The 17,069-nt window shown below is 46.0% G+C and carries 16 protein-coding genes; 10 read left to right on the top strand and 6 right to left on the bottom strand.

The genetic code is table 11. From position 1 onward, the window contains the following. The first annotated feature begins 2 nt into the window (after positions 1-2). The 5 genes from KNV97_RS11555 to KNV97_RS11535 all read left to right on the top strand — a co-directional run bounded on the left by KNV97_RS11555 (position 3) and on the right by KNV97_RS11535 (position 7,061). Positions 3-3,020: a sarcosine oxidase subunit alpha gene (locus KNV97_RS11555; protein WP_218563163.1), complete on the top strand. Its 3,018-nt coding sequence runs from the start codon at positions 3-5 to the stop codon at positions 3,018-3,020. Next, complete coding sequence (locus tag KNV97_RS11550; protein WP_218563162.1) at positions 3,013-3,681, top strand: sarcosine oxidase subunit gamma; 669 nt, start codon at positions 3,013-3,015, stop codon at positions 3,679-3,681. Before KNV97_RS11555 ends, KNV97_RS11550 begins: the two co-directional genes overlap by 8 nt. A 65-nt stretch (positions 3,682-3,746) precedes the next feature. Continuing rightward, on the top strand, positions 3,747-4,616 hold the full coding sequence (purU, locus tag KNV97_RS11545; protein ID WP_218563161.1) for a formyltetrahydrofolate deformylase: 870 nt from the start codon (positions 3,747-3,749) through the stop codon (positions 4,614-4,616). A 14-nt stretch (positions 4,617-4,630) separates the two neighbouring features. Next, complete coding sequence (locus KNV97_RS11540; RefSeq protein ID WP_218563160.1) at positions 4,631-6,010, top strand: L-serine ammonia-lyase; 1,380 nt, start codon at positions 4,631-4,633, stop codon at positions 6,008-6,010. Between the two features lie 454 nt (positions 6,011-6,464). Further along, positions 6,465-7,061, top strand: coding sequence for a DJ-1/PfpI family protein (locus tag KNV97_RS11535; RefSeq protein ID WP_218563159.1), 597 nt, complete (start codon positions 6,465-6,467; stop codon positions 7,059-7,061). Between the two features lie 265 nt (positions 7,062-7,326). Here KNV97_RS11535 and KNV97_RS21985 read toward each other — a convergent pair whose 3' ends face one another. Together KNV97_RS21985 and KNV97_RS21980 are read right to left on the bottom strand one after the other, a co-directional pair. Continuing rightward, complete coding sequence (locus tag KNV97_RS21985) at positions 7,327-7,626, bottom strand: chorismate mutase family protein (protein ID WP_256612915.1); 300 nt, start codon at positions 7,624-7,626, stop codon at positions 7,327-7,329. Further along, positions 7,562-7,858, bottom strand: coding sequence for a chorismate mutase (locus KNV97_RS21980; protein WP_256612913.1), 297 nt, complete (start codon positions 7,856-7,858; stop codon positions 7,562-7,564). Before KNV97_RS21980 ends, KNV97_RS21985 begins: the two co-directional genes overlap by 65 nt. Before the next feature lie 238 nt (positions 7,859-8,096). Between KNV97_RS21980 and KNV97_RS11525 the strand changes: the two genes are divergently transcribed. Next, positions 8,097-8,402 (top strand): YkgJ family cysteine cluster protein, encoded by a 306-nt coding sequence (locus KNV97_RS11525; protein WP_218563158.1) that lies wholly within the window; start codon positions 8,097-8,099, stop codon positions 8,400-8,402. A 115-nt stretch (positions 8,403-8,517) separates the two neighbouring features. After that, positions 8,518-9,459, top strand: a complete 942-nt coding sequence (locus KNV97_RS11520) for a D-2-hydroxyacid dehydrogenase family protein (protein WP_218563157.1) — start codon at positions 8,518-8,520, stop codon at positions 9,457-9,459. A gap of 108 nt (positions 9,460-9,567) precedes the next feature. Here KNV97_RS11520 and KNV97_RS11515 read toward each other — a convergent pair whose 3' ends face one another. The 4 genes from KNV97_RS11515 to KNV97_RS11500 all read right to left on the bottom strand — a co-directional run bounded on the left by KNV97_RS11515 (position 9,568) and on the right by KNV97_RS11500 (position 13,442). Next, complete coding sequence (locus KNV97_RS11515) at positions 9,568-9,807, bottom strand: hypothetical protein (RefSeq protein WP_136487481.1); 240 nt, start codon at positions 9,805-9,807, stop codon at positions 9,568-9,570. A gap of 194 nt (positions 9,808-10,001) precedes the next feature. After that, positions 10,002-11,045: a glycoside hydrolase family 53 protein gene (locus KNV97_RS11510; RefSeq protein ID WP_218563156.1), complete on the bottom strand. Its 1,044-nt coding sequence runs from the start codon at positions 11,043-11,045 to the stop codon at positions 10,002-10,004. 197 nt (positions 11,046-11,242) lie between these two features. Further along, the gene (locus tag KNV97_RS11505; protein WP_256612910.1) at positions 11,243-12,250 is read right to left on the bottom strand and encodes a LacI family DNA-binding transcriptional regulator; all 1,008 of its coding nucleotides are present in this window, start codon (positions 12,248-12,250) and stop codon (positions 11,243-11,245) included. Positions 12,251-12,338: 88 nt separating this feature from the next. After that, on the bottom strand, positions 12,339-13,442 hold the full coding sequence (locus KNV97_RS11500) for an ABC transporter ATP-binding protein (RefSeq protein WP_136487479.1): 1,104 nt from the start codon (positions 13,440-13,442) through the stop codon (positions 12,339-12,341). A gap of 222 nt (positions 13,443-13,664) precedes the next feature. On the opposite strand from KNV97_RS11500, the gene KNV97_RS11495 reads away from it, so the two are divergent. The 3 genes from KNV97_RS11495 to KNV97_RS11485 all read left to right on the top strand — a co-directional run bounded on the left by KNV97_RS11495 (position 13,665) and on the right by KNV97_RS11485 (position 17,005). Next, a complete protein-coding gene (locus KNV97_RS11495; RefSeq protein WP_136487478.1) occupies positions 13,665-14,903 on the top strand; it encodes an extracellular solute-binding protein in 1,239 nt (412 codons plus the stop codon). A gap of 92 nt (positions 14,904-14,995) precedes the next feature. After that, positions 14,996-16,300 carry a carbohydrate ABC transporter permease gene (locus KNV97_RS11490; RefSeq protein WP_136487550.1) on the top strand — a complete coding sequence of 435 codons (1,305 nt, stop codon included), beginning with the start codon at positions 14,996-14,998 and terminating at the stop codon, positions 16,298-16,300. A 3-nt stretch (positions 16,301-16,303) separates the two neighbouring features. After that, complete coding sequence (locus KNV97_RS11485) at positions 16,304-17,005, top strand: sugar ABC transporter permease (RefSeq protein WP_322972729.1); 702 nt, start codon at positions 16,304-16,306, stop codon at positions 17,003-17,005. Positions 17,006-17,069: the final 64 nt, after the last annotated feature.

Below are 17,069 nucleotides of genomic sequence, written 5' to 3'. Positions count from 1 at the left end.
GGATGACACAGGTAAATCGTATTGCAGCGGAAAGCCGTATTGATCGCTCACAACCTGTTACTTTCCAGTTCAACGGAAAGTCTTATCGTGGTTTTAAAGGCGATACGCTGGCATCGGCACTACTGGCGAATGGTGTTGATGTTGTTGGCCGCAGTTTTAAATACAGCCGTCCACGCGGGATTGTCGCGGCGGGCGCAGAAGAGCCAAATGCAATTTTCCAAATTGGCGCCACTGAAGCGACTCAGGTTCCAAACGTTCGTGGTACACAGCAAGAGCTGTTTAACGGACTCGTCGGTCAGTCGACTAACGGCTGGCCAAATGTTGAAACCGACGTGATGGGTATCATTGGTAAAGTCGGTGGCAGCATGATGCCTCCTGGTTTCTACTACAAGACGTTCATGTATCCGAAGTCTATGTGGGAAACCTACGAAAAATTCATTCGTCGCGCTGCAGGTCTTGGCCGTTCTCCACTGGAAAACGATCCGGATCGCTACGAAAACGTGAACCAGCACTGTGATGTTCTGGTTGTCGGTGCCGGCCCTGCAGGCCTGATGGCAGCTCTGGCTGCAGCACGCAGCGGCGCACGTGTCATTCTGGCTGATGAACAATCTGAAATGGGTGGTTCACTGCTGAGCTCAAAAGAGAAAATCAACGATCGTCCTGCGACAGAGTGGGTAAACGACGTGGTCTCTGAGCTGAAATCTTGTCCGGAAGTGATGCTACTGCCTCGTTCCACAGTGAACGGCTACCATGATCATAACTTCCTGACCATTCATGAACGTTGTACTGATCACCTGGCTGATCTGGCTCCGGTGAATACTGTCCGTCAGCGCATGCACCGTGTCCGTGCGAAATGGGTTGTACTGGCAACGGGTGCGCACGAGCGACCACTGGTGTTCGGTAACAATGACCTGCCAGGCAGCATGCTGTGTGGTGCGATTTCAACCTACATCAACCGTTACTCGGTTGTACCAGGCGAAAAACTGGTCGTCATGACCACTAACGACAGCGGTTACCAGACTGCACTGGACTGGCATGAAGCCGGCCGTCAGGTTGTGGCTGTGGTTGATACCCGTGCTCAGGCTGACAGCGTTCTGATTCACAAAGCAACTCAGGCTGGCATTCGTGTCATCAAAGGGTCTGCAGTGGTTGAAGCACAAGGTAGCAAACGTGTGACCGGTGTTCGCGTGGCTCCAATCGACGCCAACGGTAATGCTTTGCGTGGTAAAGGTGAAATCCTGTCTGCCGATACCATTGCAACCTCTGGCGGTTTCAGCCCGGTTGTGCACCTGTCTTGCCATACTGGCAGCCGTCCGGTTTGGGATGATGAAGTGATTGGTTTTGTACCGGGTGCAACTAAGCAGAAGCAACTGATTGCCGGTGCTATTACTGGTAAGTTCACCACTGAAGCGGCAATGCAGCAAGGTATCGAAGCTGGTATCAAAGCGATTCAGGAAGTTGGTTTAAGCGCGGTTGACGTTGCTATGCCAGCACTGAACACTGAAACTCCAGCAAAACCGATGGCGCTTTTCCATATCCCGCACGATAAGAAAACGTCTAAAGCACCCAAACAGTTTGTAGACTTCCAGAACGATGTCACTGCCGCCGGTATCGAGCTGGCGTGTCGTGAAGGCTTCGAGTCAATCGAACACGTAAAACGTTACACCGCTATGGGCTTTGGTACTGACCAGGGCAAACTGGGTAACATCAACGGTATGGCAATCACTGCGAAAGCACTGAACAAGACCATCCCTGAAACAGGGACTACCGTATTCCGTCCAAACTACACACCTGTGACGTTTGGTGCGATTGCCGGCCGTAACTGTAAAGAGCTGTTTGATCCTAAACGCTACACTGCAATGCATCAGTGGCACCTGGAGAACGGCGCGAAATTTGAAGATGTCGGTCTTTGGAAACGACCATGGTACTACCCGAAAGGTAATGAAACCATGCAACAGTCTCTGGACCGCGAATGTCTGGCAGTCCGTGAGTCAGTGGGCATTCTGGATGCATCAACGCTGGGTAAAATTGATATCCAGGGTAAAGATGCCCGTGAATTCCTGGGGCGCGTGTACACCAACGCCTGGGCGAAACTGCCCGTCGGTAAGTGTCGTTACGGCCTGATGTGTGGTGAAGACGGTATGGTATTCGACGATGGTGTAACGTCCTGCCTGGGCGAAAACCACTTCCTGATGACGACCACTACTGGCGGCGCAGCGCGCGTTCTGGAATGGCTTGAGCTTTACCATCAAACAGAATGGCCGGATATGGAAGTGTACTTCACTTCTGTGACTGACCACTGGGCGACAGCAACGATTTCCGGCCCGAACAGCCGTAAATTGCTGGAAGAGCTGACTGACGCAGACCTGAGTAAAGATAACTTTGCGTTCATGGACTGGCAGCAAGCAACAGTCGCGGGTATTCCGGCTCGTATCTTCCGTATCTCGTTCACCGGCGAACTGTCATTCGAGATCAACGTTCAGGCTAACTACGGCATGCACGTTTGGAAGAAACTGATTGAACACGGCAAGAAGTACAACATCACGCCGTACGGTACTGAAACCATGCACATTCTGCGTGCAGAAAAAGGCTTCATTATCGCAGGTCAGGATACAGACGGCAGTGTTCATCCACACGACCTTGGCATGAGCTGGTGTGTGGCGAACAGCAAACCATTCAGCTACATCGGTAAGCGTGGTATGGCGCGTGAAGACTGTGTACGTGATAACCGTAAACAGCTGGTTGGTCTGAAAACGATTGATCCAAACGTGGTACTGCCGGAAGGTTCACAAGGCGTCTTTGACCCGAATGCACCAATTCCGATGCCAATGGTAGGTCATATCACTTCAAGTTACTGGAGTGCGAACCTGAACCGCAGTATTGCGATGGGCTTTGTGAAAGGTGGCCTGAACCGCATGGGTGAGAAAGTATTCTACCCGCAGGTTGATGGCTCTGTTATCGAAGCTGAAATCTGTAGCCCTATTTTCTTGGATCCAAAAGGAGAGCGCCAACATGTCTGATTCTGTTGTGATTGATAAAGCAAACGTTCAAGGTGGCGTTGACCTGATGAACCAGATCCCTGGTGGCGAAATCCTGGGTGAATCGCCACTGCACCACGCTGAGCTGGATAAACTGGCCAGCATGCCGGCGAAAGGCAAAGGCGTGGTCCTGAAAGAGCTGAAACTGATGGGTCACCTGACACTGCGGTGTGATGCATCTAATGAAGAGCAAACCAGTGCAGTGGAGTCTATTCTGGGCTTCCCACTGCCACTGAAACCGCTGACTTCAACCTCAAAAGGTGACTATGCAGCGCGCTGGTTATCTCCTGATGAGTGGCTGATCACCGTTCCTGGTCTGGCAGCATTTGATGTCGAAGCGGCTTTCCGTGAGCGTTTGCCAGGACACTACTCGCTGGTCAACGGCAGTGGCGGCTCAACCATTCTGGAACTGTCTGGCCCATTTGCGGTCGACGTGCTGAAGAAATCGTGTCCAATCGATTTCCACCCAAGCGAGTTCCCGGCAGGTAAAGTGGTATCGAGTGTGTTCGCAAAAAGCGGCGCAATCATCCGCCGCATCGAAGATGAGCGTTTCGAGTTAGTGATTCGCCGCAGCTTCGCTGATTACCTGTGGTTGTGGCTTCAGGATGCGAGCCTGGAATACGGCTTAGCGATTGAAAAATAATACTTACCACAACATCTAATCTCACCGGCACTTTATGTGCCGGTCTTATTTGAGTAGAGGGATCTATGACGAATATGACTCAACCGTGGATTTTTACTGCCCGCTGTCCAAGTGTTGTCGGAACGGTCGACGTAGTAACACGTTACCTTGCTGAAGCAGGGCATTATATTGAAGAAATTCAGTCATTTGATGACCGAGCTTCTGGCCAGTTCTTTATCCGTATCGAATTTTTGCCGGCCGAACAGGATGCGTTTGCACCCGAGGCATTTGATGAAGCGTTTGGCGCTCGTGCGGCAGACTTCTCTATGGAATGGAATTTGACGGCTCCGGGTCATCGTACCCGTATGGCTATCATGGTGTCGAAATACGATCACTGCCTGAACGATCTATTGTATCGCTACCGTACCGGCCAGCTCAAAGTGGAAGTGCCACTGATCATTTCTAACCACCCAGATTTGGAAGAGTTAGCGAAATGGCACAACATCCCTTACTACCATCTTCCGGTTAGCGCAGAAACCAAACCACAGCAAGAGGCTGAAATTGTTCGCCTGCTTGACGAATATGATATCGAACTGGTGGTCCTGGCGCGCTACATGCAGGTACTGTCGCCTTGGTTGTGTGAGCAGTTGGACGGCAAAGCGATCAACATCCACCACTCATTGCTGCCTGGTTTTAAAGGGGCACGACCTTACCATCAAGCCTGGGAAAAAGGCGTGAAGATGGTCGGTGCGACCGCTCATTATGTCAACAATGACCTGGACGAAGGTCCGATTATCGCACAGGGCATTCAGGAAGTGGGGCACGCTCATTATCCGGAAGATTTGATCGCAAAAGGTCAGGACGTCGAACGTATCACGCTGTTTAACGCGCTTAAGCATCATGTTGAACGTCGTGTGTTCTTGTCTGGTGATCGCACAATTATTCTTAGCCACTGACAGGAGTTGGGGCAATGTCAATCAGTGTATTTGATCTGTTTAAAATTGGTGTGGGGCCTTCGAGCTCCCACACGGTTGGTCCAATGGTTGCGGCCAAGCGTTTTGTCGACGAACTCGACGAGAGCGGCTACTTGGAACAGACCGGTCGTATCGTAGTAAAACTTTTAGGTTCGCTCAGTGCGACCGGGGTTGGACACGGTACAGATTCCGCTATTTTGGTCGGGTTGATGGGTGAACTGCCGGATACGGTCGACACCTCAATTATCCCTCTGGTCACCAAAGAGCTCAAAGAAGGCGGCAACCTGTGGGTAAAACGCCAGAAGTCGATTCCATTTAACTGGAAAGACGATATGCAGTTCTTGAATGATACCCATGCTTATCATCCTAATGCGATGGAAATTATCGCGTTGGCGGATGATGGTAAGACACTTTACCGTAATACCTACTTTTCGGTTGGTGGTGGCTTCATTCTGGATGAGAAAGAAGCTCAGGCCACTAACGAACATCCGGCAGAAGTATCGGCACCGTACGATTTCGGTAACGGTGAAGAGCTGCTGCAACTGTGCAAACGTCATAATATGAACATTGCGCAGCTGATGATGGAAAATGAAAAAAGCTGGCGCCCGGAAAGCGAAATCCGTGAAAAACTGATTGGCATCTGGCGTGCAATGGAAACCTGTATTGCCAATGGCCTTAAGGCCGAAGGTATTCTGCCGGGCGGTTTGAACGTTAAACGCCGCGCCAAAAAACTGCATGAGTCTCTGGTGTACTGCACCAAGCCGAATGTGATCAGTTCTACGCTGAACGCGATGGACTGGGTCAACTTGTATGCATTGGCGGTGAACGAAGAGAATGCCGCGGGCGGGCGTATGGTGACTGCGCCGACCAACGGCGCGGCGGGGATCATTCCGGCGGTGCTGATGTACTATACCGAATTCACGCCTGAGGTTACGGATGACAACATCGTTGACTTCCTGCTTGCCTCGGCAGCGATTGGCATCTTGTGTAAGAAAAACGCGTCGATTTCTGGTGCGGAAGTGGGCTGTCAGGGTGAGGTGGGGTCTGCGTGTGCGATGGCCGCGGCAGGTTTGTGTGCGGTACTGGGCGGAACGCCGGGCCAAATCGAGAATGCGGCGGAAATTGGTCTGGAGCACAACCTGGGTCTGACGTGCGACCCGGTTGGTGGCCTGGTTCAGGTACCGTGTATCGAGCGTAATGCGATTGCAGCAATGAAAGCAATCAACGCAGCCCAAATGGCATTACGTGGTGATGGCGAGCACTTTGTTTCTCTGGATAAGGTGATCAAAACCATGCGTGATACCGGTATGGACATGCAGGACAAATATAAAGAGACATCACGTGGCGGCCTGGCGGTTAACGTGATCGAATGTTAATCGCGACATTCACGTGTGCCCTGTTCATCTCAGGGCGGCAGTCAGTGTGACCAGCTGCAGTGCTATCGAAAATTCGCTGTGATCTCGTCTGTTACTGCCGGCCAAGATGAAACGGCGTCCCTCGGGGCGCCGTTTTTCTTTTCCGCCGCGAAGCTCGCTTGTATCGTGAATAAGCCGCACAGGAGTATCCAGCCGGCGTTGAGCAGGTAACCTGCAGCAACAACTCGGACCCAGATTTAAATATACTCAGTGGTCTTTTTAACCTGCGATGAAACGGGAGATAAGCAACCCAAAGCGAATGATAAACGCGCCGGGTGTATCGAGGATTAATGCTTGTTAATACGAGATAAGTTGCTTATTTTGAATACATCAAAAAGTCACTTCAGCCGAGGAGCCGTGTTAAAGCTCGTCAGAAGCCGGATTGTTACCTGCAGAGAATATAAAGGAAGCCAATATGAATATCGCAGTACTCACGTTTGATGGTTTTAATGAACTGGACTCCTTTATTGCCGCCGGCATTCTTAACCGGATGACGCCCCACGGCTGGAATGTGCAGATCTGCAGTCCAAGTGAACGAGTGACATCAATGAACGGAGTGACGATTGAAGCGCAGCAGCCGCTGGAGTTTGCCAATCAGGCGGACGTGGTGTTGTTTGGCAGTGGCATCTACACCCGGGATATTGCGCATGATGAACAGGTATTGTCGCGTCTTAAGCTTAGTCCGGAGACTCAACTGATCGGCGGCCAGTGTTCCGGCACTTTGTTGATGTCGGTACTGGGTCTTCTCCATGATATTCCGGCCTGTACCGATCTGACCACCAAACCCTGGGTGATGGAATCGGGTGTGACTGTGCTGGAACAAGCATTTTATGCCCGTGGCAATATCGCGACGGCCGGTGGATGTCTGGCCTCTGAGTATCTGGCTGCCTGGGTGATAGCAAAACTGGCAGGTACTGAGCAGGCACGTGTGGCACTACACTATACGGCTCCTGTAGGGGAAAAGGAGCAGCGGGTGAATCATGGCTTGTCGGTGGTTTGCGCGTATTTATGATTTTTGTTTAACCTACTGACAGATATATGGTTTTTATCATTAACTATTGAACAAACACGCAAAGAAGTGAGTTCATGGACAGCGTTATTCATGGCAGTTGCTGCTGCAGTCGTGTTGCTATCAATCAAAGGTGGCCTATGTTCTGGCTGGTGGCGAAATATTTTGGTGTGCGTCTGTGGTAATTTAACGGGGATGTTGATTCATCAACAGTTAAACGGGCACTGACGGTGCCCATTTTTCAATATTCATTTTGCGCGGCGCAGTTCTATTGCAGTTTGATCTCAGCCAAAGCGGCAAACAGCATTTCTTTATCACTGTCACTCAGATAGCGGGCGGTGAGTGCCTGTTTGAAGCGGGGAAGTTCATCGGCGCTGAATGTCCCGCCTTGCAGCAGAAAATGCGCGATTTCGCTGTTAATCTGTTTACCCAGTTTGAGAAGTTCCGGACGGATGACCTGATTTAAATCACGTGGTTGAGCCGTGGTGTTCTGGCTGAGCAAATCAGCGCGGTAGCGATATTGAATTGCCTTTGCTGCTGAAATCTGAGCTTGAAAAAAATCCCACAATGCTTTGCTTGTTAAGCCCTTGCTGCTGGGCGGAATCACTCGCTTTGTCGATCACGACCGCTTCGCGCTCAATATCTTCAATCGGCCTGTGGTGATTCGCTTTGTATAATGCAACGTCTTCCATGTAGCTCAGACGTTGATTGATGGTTGAAAAAAGTTGATCCGGTGCCGGTGCGGCAAACGTGTTGAAAGACAGCAGAGCTGAGGCGATTAAAATCCTTGTTAAGCGCATAACGATCCTATTTATTTGATTATGGTGGCGAGTGAGTGAGAACAAGTCGTTATGTTAGTGTAAATTTAAAATTATTCAAAACGTTGCATCGCCAGTTCTCAACCTGCACGCATCTGACAATCTCTTGTATGGTCGCTGACATCGAATGACGGTCGTGATCGTTAAAAATAACCCGCGATCTCGGGTTACAGCACAGGTGATAACAGGTATGATGGCCAATTGAACCAAGGCCTGTGCTATGAATATTCCCGTTAAAACCGATACCAACCCGCCTGTTTTGTGCTCTAACTGTAAGGCCTGCTGCTGCCGTCTGGAAGTCATGATCCTTACCGATACCGGTGTGCCTGATGAATTCATCAGCCGTGATAAGTGGGGTGGTGAAACGATGAAACGCCTGGATGATGGTTGGTGCGCGGCCATCGACCGAGAAACCTTCATGTGCACCATCTATGATAACCGCCCCTGGATTTGTCGTGAGTTTGAAATGGGATCGTACGAATGCCGTGACGAGCGCGACGAGTTTTTTCAAACCCAGTCATCATAATTGCTCCACAACCAGATTTTTATCCGAATCCAGATGCTATGTTATTGGCGGAGCTATTGAATAAGCACCGTGCTTATTCATCGGCAATGATGTTTTCAGTATAAGGATGAAGCTGTTGAATATAGCGATTTTGGATGATTATCAGGACGCCGTGCAATCACTCGACTGTTTCGGCTTACTGGCCGGACACAATGTGACCGTAATCACGCGAACACTACCCGAGAGTGTCTTAGTTCACAAACTGGCGGATATGGATGCTCTGGTGCTGATTCGCGAACGAACACAAATTACCGCCTCCTTATTAAACGCATTACCTAAGTTGCAGGTGATTAGTCAGACCGGCAAGGTCAGCAATCATATTGATCCCGCACTATGCGCCCGCTTTGGGGTTCAGGTTTTGGAAGGAATCGGTTCACCTGTCGCTCCGGCAGAGTTGTGCTGGGCGTTGATCATGGCGGCATCACGCCATATTCCCGCTTACAGCAGCAACCTGTGGCAAGATCGCTGGCAGGACAGCAACCAACTCGGTCTTGGCCGTAATCTGCATGGCCTTACGCTCGGCATCTGGGGCTATGGCAAGATTGGTCAGCGAATTGCCCGCTATGCAAACGCGTTTGAAATGCAAGTGTTGGTGTGGGGCAGTGAAGTGTCCCGGCAGCGCGCCACAGAAGATGGCTTTGTGGCCGCAGAGTCCAAAGCGGCATTTTTCTCGCAAGCCGATATTCTCTCACTTCATCTGCGTTTGAATGAGGTCACCAAAGGCTGCGTGACTGCAGACGATCTGCGGCAGATGAAACCGGACTCGCTGTTTGTCAACACCAGTCGTGCCGAGCTGGTGGAGAGTAACGCACTGTATCAGGAATTGAATGCCTGTCCGGGGAAGAGGGCCGCGGTGGATGTGTTTGCACACGAACCTGCTTCAACGCAAAACGAGCCTTTATTATCACTGCCTAATGTCGTTGCCACGCCCCACTTAGGCTACGTGGAACGCAACAGCTACGAGCTCTATTTTCGTACGGCGTTTGAAAATCTGCTGACCTTTATCGCCGGGCGGTAATTATTACCGGTGGTAGTCGTGGTTTAGGACGAGACAATTATTCATCAAAAAAGTTGAATCAGCATAAATGTTGAATTGGCACCGGCACGTATTTGGTGGGGCGGTATCTCAAATCGACAGTTGTGATATTAAGGCTTCACGGCGCAGATCGAGAATTTCACTCAACAGTTGCTGCTGGGAGTTCAAACCAAAATGTTCTGAGTACAGTTTCACTTTCTGGATTTCATCCGGGTTAAGCCGGTACACCTCTTGTTTCAGTACCGCTTTGGCTTCTTTCTTAAGCAGGCCGCGCTTTTCCTGCATCAACTTGATGATTCGCTTGTCCAAAGGATGTGATTCTTTCGTCATGCATGCTCACTTATTTCACACCTAACTTTACGATGTGAAAGGATAAATTAGTAATGGCCGCATAAGTTATCTATCGGATGTGACATTAGTATTGCATGAGTCGAATCTAAGACTGCTTGTAAAGAAGTTATAGGCTGGTCGGACACTGACAGTAAGGGGGAACTGGTCCCCTTACTGTGCACAAAGAGCAGAATTCACTCCAGAAAAGCATCAAGGGCTTCGGTTGGTTGTTTCGTTTCAGGGTTCCAGGCTCCTAAAGTGTAACCTTGCCAGCTATAGGCTTGCGGCTCCCAATAAAAGATACCGATTCCTTTTCCTTGGTTGACACTTCGGATCTTGTGAATGAGGTCAGCGACTATTGTTTTAGATTCTGGATCGTCCCATGGCACGCCAATTTCACTGATCATGACTTCTGTTCCATATCGACTAACGAGGTCATTTAAGTTGTTAAGACATTGGTTGTTGGCTTGTTGCCAGGTAATCCCCGCGGCATTCTTGGGGTATGAAGATGCACCAATCACATCCCACCATGCACCATTTGACTGTAGTCCGTCCAGAATCCAGCGGAAATTACCATTGTCGTGACAGTTGGCTAAGTGTACGACGACTTTTGCATTAGGGAATATTTCCTTGGCGGCATTTCTGCCACTATTAAATAGCCAAGTGAAGTTACGCATATTACTGGAGGCTAACCCATCATTCCAAAGCATTCCGTTGTTGGTCTCGTTACCAATTTGAATCCATTTAGGAGTGATTCCTGCCTCTTTCAGGGTAATCAGGGAATCTCTGGTGTAAGTCCAGACTTTATCCATTAGTTCTTCAAAGCTGAGACTATTCCACGCAGAGGGTTTCCATTGGTTTGCAGGATCTGCCCACGTGTCGCTGTAGTGGAAATCAATCATCACATCCATACCGGCAGCTTTGGCCCATTGAGCCTTTACCAGCACGTCCTGTAACGAATTATAATATCCGTCACTTGGATTGACCCAAACGCGAAGACGTATGGCGTTCATACCATGATCTCGTAGTATCGACAGTACATCTTGCCGATAGCCCCAGTCGTTGTAAAACTCGTAACCACTGTCTTCCATTTGGGTTATCCAACTGATATCCGCACCTTTAGTAAATGCGTTTGCATAAGAGGTAGACGCTAACAAGCAGAGCAATACCGAGTGTTTTACTTTTCTTAACATATTTTTGCCTTGTGATTTATAAAATTGATATTGGGTTAATATCATTTAAAACCTAGCAACTAATGTAAGAAAATAAACCTGACTAGGATTATTAGTAAGATGTGAATAATGAATTAATGTTTAGTTTGTGATAGTTGATCCAGGTTTTATTAAAATTTACCTAATTAAATGTTATACGGCATCATACAGTTGAGGATGGGATGCCTTGATTTTAGTCCTATTAACCAAGGCGAAGATAATATCTATTTTTTTGTAAAACTATCACGCCAAATAAATTCATGACTAAACAGAACGGTTTTTTTGTGCCTGCGCCCTGCTAGTGTTTCTATAAACATATCAATCGCGGCTTCGCCCATTTCAAAGGGAAAAAGCCGCATCGTTGTTAAGCTGGGGCTCATATGCCTGGCAGATGAGATATCATTGGTACCAATCACCTGGATATCTTCAGGGATGGAAAGGCCATGTTCATAAATGGCACGATATACTCCTACTGCGACCATGTCGGTGGCCGCATACACTACATCTGGTAATGTCTTGTGTTGTAGCATCTCTTTCATTGCCTGGTAACCAGATTCAATACAATACTCTTTACTGACTTTACACAGACTTTCAATATACAAGCCATGACTTTGAGTAACTTCTCGAAAAGCATGGAGTCTTTCTTCATTATTTCCAATAAAGGCGGGCTTTTTACATTGACTGGTGATAATAAAGCTCATGACATCATGTGCAAGTGCCGTACGGTCGATTAACACTGAATCTGTTTTTAATCCGAGCGGATTTGAATCGACGAAGATTAAATTTTTGTTGGTATGATATAATAACGAAACTTCTTCATTGGAGAAGTGTCCGACAGCAACAACTGCTGCTGCATTTCGTAGTAATACCTGATTGGCTTCTATCTGATGGATATGCAAACTACGTAGGGTGATGCCTTTTTCAAGGCAACGGTTTTGAATTCCGGCTCGTATTGAAGTGAAGTAAGGGTCATCTATCTCTTGAGTGGGAGTCAGAAAATTCACTAAAACCAATTCGTAATTAATCTCACAATCTTGAGTATCATCAGAACTGGTTTGATTAAAGTTCTTCTTACTTCGTTGTGGGGACTTGTAGCCAAGAGCATCAACCGCTTCAAGAATCGCTTGCTTCTTCTTATCGCTAACGGAGAGAGTAGGGTCATTATTTAAAAAGCGTGATATCGTCGAAGTCGAAATATTCGCTCTTACAGCTATGTCCTTTAAAGTTGTCAAAATAATAGCCTTCTTATCGTATCTAAACTGACTAGGCCAAAGGATTCGCAACATTCTTTGGCCGAAACTTAATGGTTTGAATATCCAACTAGTGTAAGGAATCAACCTGAGTAAAATTGATAGCTTCTCCGCTGGCTTCAAACAGATGCAATGCTGATGGAGATGCAAACAAAGGCATAATATCACCCGGTCTAACTAGAGTATCACCATGCTGAAGGTATTTGAAATCGTCTATACCACCACATTGACCGAAGACATAAGTCATGCCACCAAGTCGTTCAATGACTTCGCATTGGAAGTTTAATTTAACAATATTCAGCTCTGTGGAAAGGTGTTCCGGGCGAATCCCGATGGTTAAGCTTGTACCGATTTGCAAAGATTCAGTTTTTATCGGTAGTGTTAATGAATCCCCCACATGAGGTTTCACGGTTAAGCTTAATTCATCCCAATGTTCGACCTTGCAATCAATGAAGTTCATTTTTGGAGAGCCAATAAAACCCGCAACGAATTTGTTTTTTGGGTGTTGGTAAAGGTTCATTGGTGAGCCAACTTGTTCTACTTTTCCGTCTCTCAATACCACGATTTTATCGGCGAGAGTCATTGCCTCTACTTGGTCATGGGTAACGTAAACCATGGTTGAGCGTAAGTCCTGATGCAATTTTGCTATATGCAGACGCATGTCGACACGTAATTCAGCATCAAGGTTAGAAAGAGGTTCATCAAACAGAAACACCTTAGGATCTCGGACAATCGCGCGGCCAATGGCAACGCGCTGACGTTGGCCTCCCGATAGTTGGGCGGGTTTTCTATCGAGTAGATGTTCCAGTTGCAATGCTTTACTGACTAACTTGACCTTTGACTGACGCTCAGGTTTTGGCACCTTATTCACTTTTAACGAGTAACCCATATTTTCGGCTACGGTCATATGGGGATATAGAGCATAAGATTGGAAGACCATCGCCACACCACGTTCAGAAGGTGGCGTGTCATTGACAATATTTCCCGCAATAGAAATGGTACCATCACTGATATCTTCCAGGCCCGCGATCATTCTTAATAATGTTGACTTACCACAGCCTGATGGGCCGACAAACACAACAAATTCACCTTCTTCAATAGACAAATTGACATCATGGATAGTTTGATTGTCACCGAAGCGCTTAACTACGTTAGATAGCAGAATAGAAGACATTTTGTTTTCCTTATTATCAGATAAAATTTTAGTAATCGCTGTGATCAGATTCTTTGTTATTTAGTAAATTTTATTTATACATGTTTGGGTTATCACAATCTTTACTACATACAGTGATTTAAATCACATCTGTAGATAACCTTTGTAGGAAAAAATAACACAATACAGCATATTTGCACCATAAATTTTATTTCTGCTAATAAAAATAAGGTGTGATTTTTCATGGATAGTAAAAAATTTAGTAAAAAAATAAATCTTATTTCTGCCACTGTTGCCCTGTTTTGTTCACCATTAACCTTCGCACAGCAATCGCTATTGGTTTGGGAAGATATTCAAAAATCCTTTGGTAATGAAGAAGCCGTTGCAGCGTTTGAAAAAGAACATGATGTCAAAATTAATGTCGTTGAAATGCCTTACGGTGGGCAAGTCGAATCTCTCCGAATGGATGGACCGGCTGGCACTGGTCCGGACGTAATACTTATTCCACATGACCAGATTGGCGGTGCCGTGATACAGGGTTTGCTCGCGCCAATTACTGAAAGTGAAAACGTAGTGGATACATTCAGTGAGTCTTCGATAGAGGCGTTAACTTATAATGGTGTACTGTATGGTTTACCAAAATCAGTGGAAACACTGTTTATGGTTTACAACAAAGATATGATTGATAAATTGCCTGAAACACTGGATGAAATATACGAACTTTCCAAGAGTTTCCGGGCAGAAGGTAAATATGGCCTATTGGCGAAATGGGATGAGCTTTATTATACCTATGGGATCCTCAGTGGTATGGGTGGTGATGTCTTCGCCAAGAAAGAAGATGGGTCTTATAACTCAAATAAAGTATTGCTCAACGAGTCAGGGGCAATCGAAGGTGCTAAATATATCCAGAAGTTTTATCAGTCAAAAGTATTTCCGGCAGGTATTGTTGGAAATAATGGCCTAAATGCCATCGATTCGTTGTTTACTTCAAGTAAAGCTGCAATTGTACAGACAGGTCCATGGTCACTTCAGCCATATAAAGAAGCGGGCATTAATTATGGTGTAGCCCCACTACCCAAACTGCCTTCAGGTAAACATATGGGCGCATTCATGGGAGTGAAAAGCTACAGCATTTCTACTTTCTCTCAGAATAAACCTCTGGCTCAAGAATTTATCGAATTCATCAACAATTATAATAATGCCAAACGCCGTTTTGAATTGACCGGTGAGGTTCCTGCTGTAAAGGCTCTCATCGATGATCCTGTGATTAAAAATGATCCTGGTGCACGAGCTGTGGCTATGCAATCTATCTATTCAACCTCTATGCCATCTATTCCTGAAATGAATGAGGTTTGGGGGCCGGCTAATAGCGCATTACAACTCATTGCAACTAATAAACAAGATCCGAAAAGTGCATTAGATGCGGCGGTTGCTAGTATCAATATGCAAATCGAGGCAAACCACGCAATGATGGGCCAATAATCGATTGAGATTACTATGTATTGGTCGTCTCCCCCGTTTTTATTTTCGCGGGGGACATTAACATGATGGTCTCTTGTAAGGAGTTGTAAGTGATGTCTGATATGAGTGGACACATAGAACCTGGAGTAGGCTTCTACCGTTCCCAGAGGTTTATGGCCATGCTTTGCGCTTTGATACCTGGTATGGGGCAGTTTTATAACCGCCAGTTTGCCAAGGGATTACTGTTCTTTGTGCTTTTGATGAGCTTTTATGGTGTTAGCCGAGAATTTATTTTGCATGGAATGTGGGGGATTACCACACTAGGGGAAAACTTACCTGAGGACAATTCTGTCTTTCTATTAGCAAAAGGTGTTATCGCACTATTAGTGTTGTTATTTGGGTTGACACTTTACGGATTGAGTTTCTTTGATGCGTATAAAAATGGCTTAAGAATTGATGAAGGCCGACCGCTTAATTCAATTCGTATTCAATACCGGAATGTTATAAATGCAGGATTTCCGTATTTGATGATAAGTCCCGGATTTATACTGCTTGTTTTTGTTGTTGTATTCCCGATCATTTTTGGTTTTGCTATTGGATTTACAAATTATAATTTATATAACTCGCCGCCAGCAAAGTTGGTAGATTGGGTCGGTCTCAAGAATTTTTTTAATATTTTTCAGATAAATCTCTGGAGAAATACATTTTTCGATGTCTTGCAATGGACGATAGTCTGGACGCTGTTGGCCTCGACCTTACAGTGTGCCGTGGGAGTACTTTTGGCGGTTTTGGTCAATCAGAAAGATCTTAAGTTTAAACCGTTAGTTAGAACAATATTTATTTTGCCATGGGCAGTGCCTGGCTTTGTTACCATTCTTATATTTACCGGTATGTTCAACGATAGCTTTGGCGTCATTAATAATGTCATTTTGGATTTTTTTGGTATCGAGCCAAAAGCTTGGTTAACCGATCCTTTCTGGACTAAAGTTGCGTTAATTTTGATTCAAACGTGGTTAGGTTTTCCATTTGTATTTGCAATGACGACTGGTGTACTACAAGCGATACCGGATGATTTATATGAAGCCGCCACTATGGATGGTGCAAGTAAGATTCAGCAATTAAGGACAATAACATTACCATTAGTTTTCTACTCAATTGCACCTATTCTTATTACTCAGTACACATTCAATTTTAACAACTTTAATATTATTTATCTTTTTAATAATGGTGGTCCTGCGGTAATCGGGGGTAATGCAGGAGGAACGGATATCTTGGTGTCGTGGATTTATAAACTGACGATGTCATCATCTCAATACAGTATTGCCTCTGCCATCACTTTATTATTATCAATATTTGTAGTAGGGATAGCTCTGTGGCAGTTCCGTATGACGAACTCATTCAAAGAAGAGGCAAGATAGTTTATGAGTATTAAACGTCGTAATCGAATTCGATTGGCACTAAGTTATTCTCTGATTCTAATTGTTTCTATTATTATAATTTATCCACTTATCTGGACGGTTGGGGCTTCTTTTTATCCGGGTAACAGTATTATGGGTGAATCAATTTTTCCTGATAAACCGACCTGGAGTCATTATGCAACTCTTTTTGCTAATGACAAAGTTGCTTATTTAACTTGGTTTTGGAATAGCATGAAAATCAGTTTCTTAACCATGGTGTTGACATTGTTTAGTGTGTCTTGTACTTCCTATGCGTTTTCTCGATTTCGCTTCAGAGGTAGAAAAAATGGTCTGATGTTGTTTCTTTTACTTCAGATGATTCCACAGTTTTCCGCTTTGATTGCTATTTTTGTACTTGCTCAGATGTTGGGGCTAATCAATAGCCATCTGGCTTTAGTCTTAGTTTACGTTGGCGGAATGATACCTATGAATACGTACTTAATGAAAGGCTACCTGGATGCTATCCCTATTGATCTGGATGAATCAGCAAAGATGGATGGGGCAAGTAATATAAGGATCTTTATTGAAATAATATTACCAATTTCCAAGCCAATTATAGCAGTAGTAGCATTATTCTCTTTCACGGGACCTTTGGGGGGATTTTATTCTTGCAACGACAATATTAAGAACTCCAGAAAATTACACCCTTCCTATTGGATTATATAACCTTGTGGTTGAAAAAATGGGAGCTAGTTATACCACTTATGCTGCAGGTGCTGTAATTATTTCT

The organism is Vibrio ostreae (assembly GCF_019226825.1).
In the GTDB taxonomy this organism is placed as follows: Bacteria; Pseudomonadota; Gammaproteobacteria; order Enterobacterales; family Vibrionaceae; genus Vibrio; species Vibrio ostreae.
This window is presented reverse-complemented; position numbering and strand designations above follow the sequence as displayed.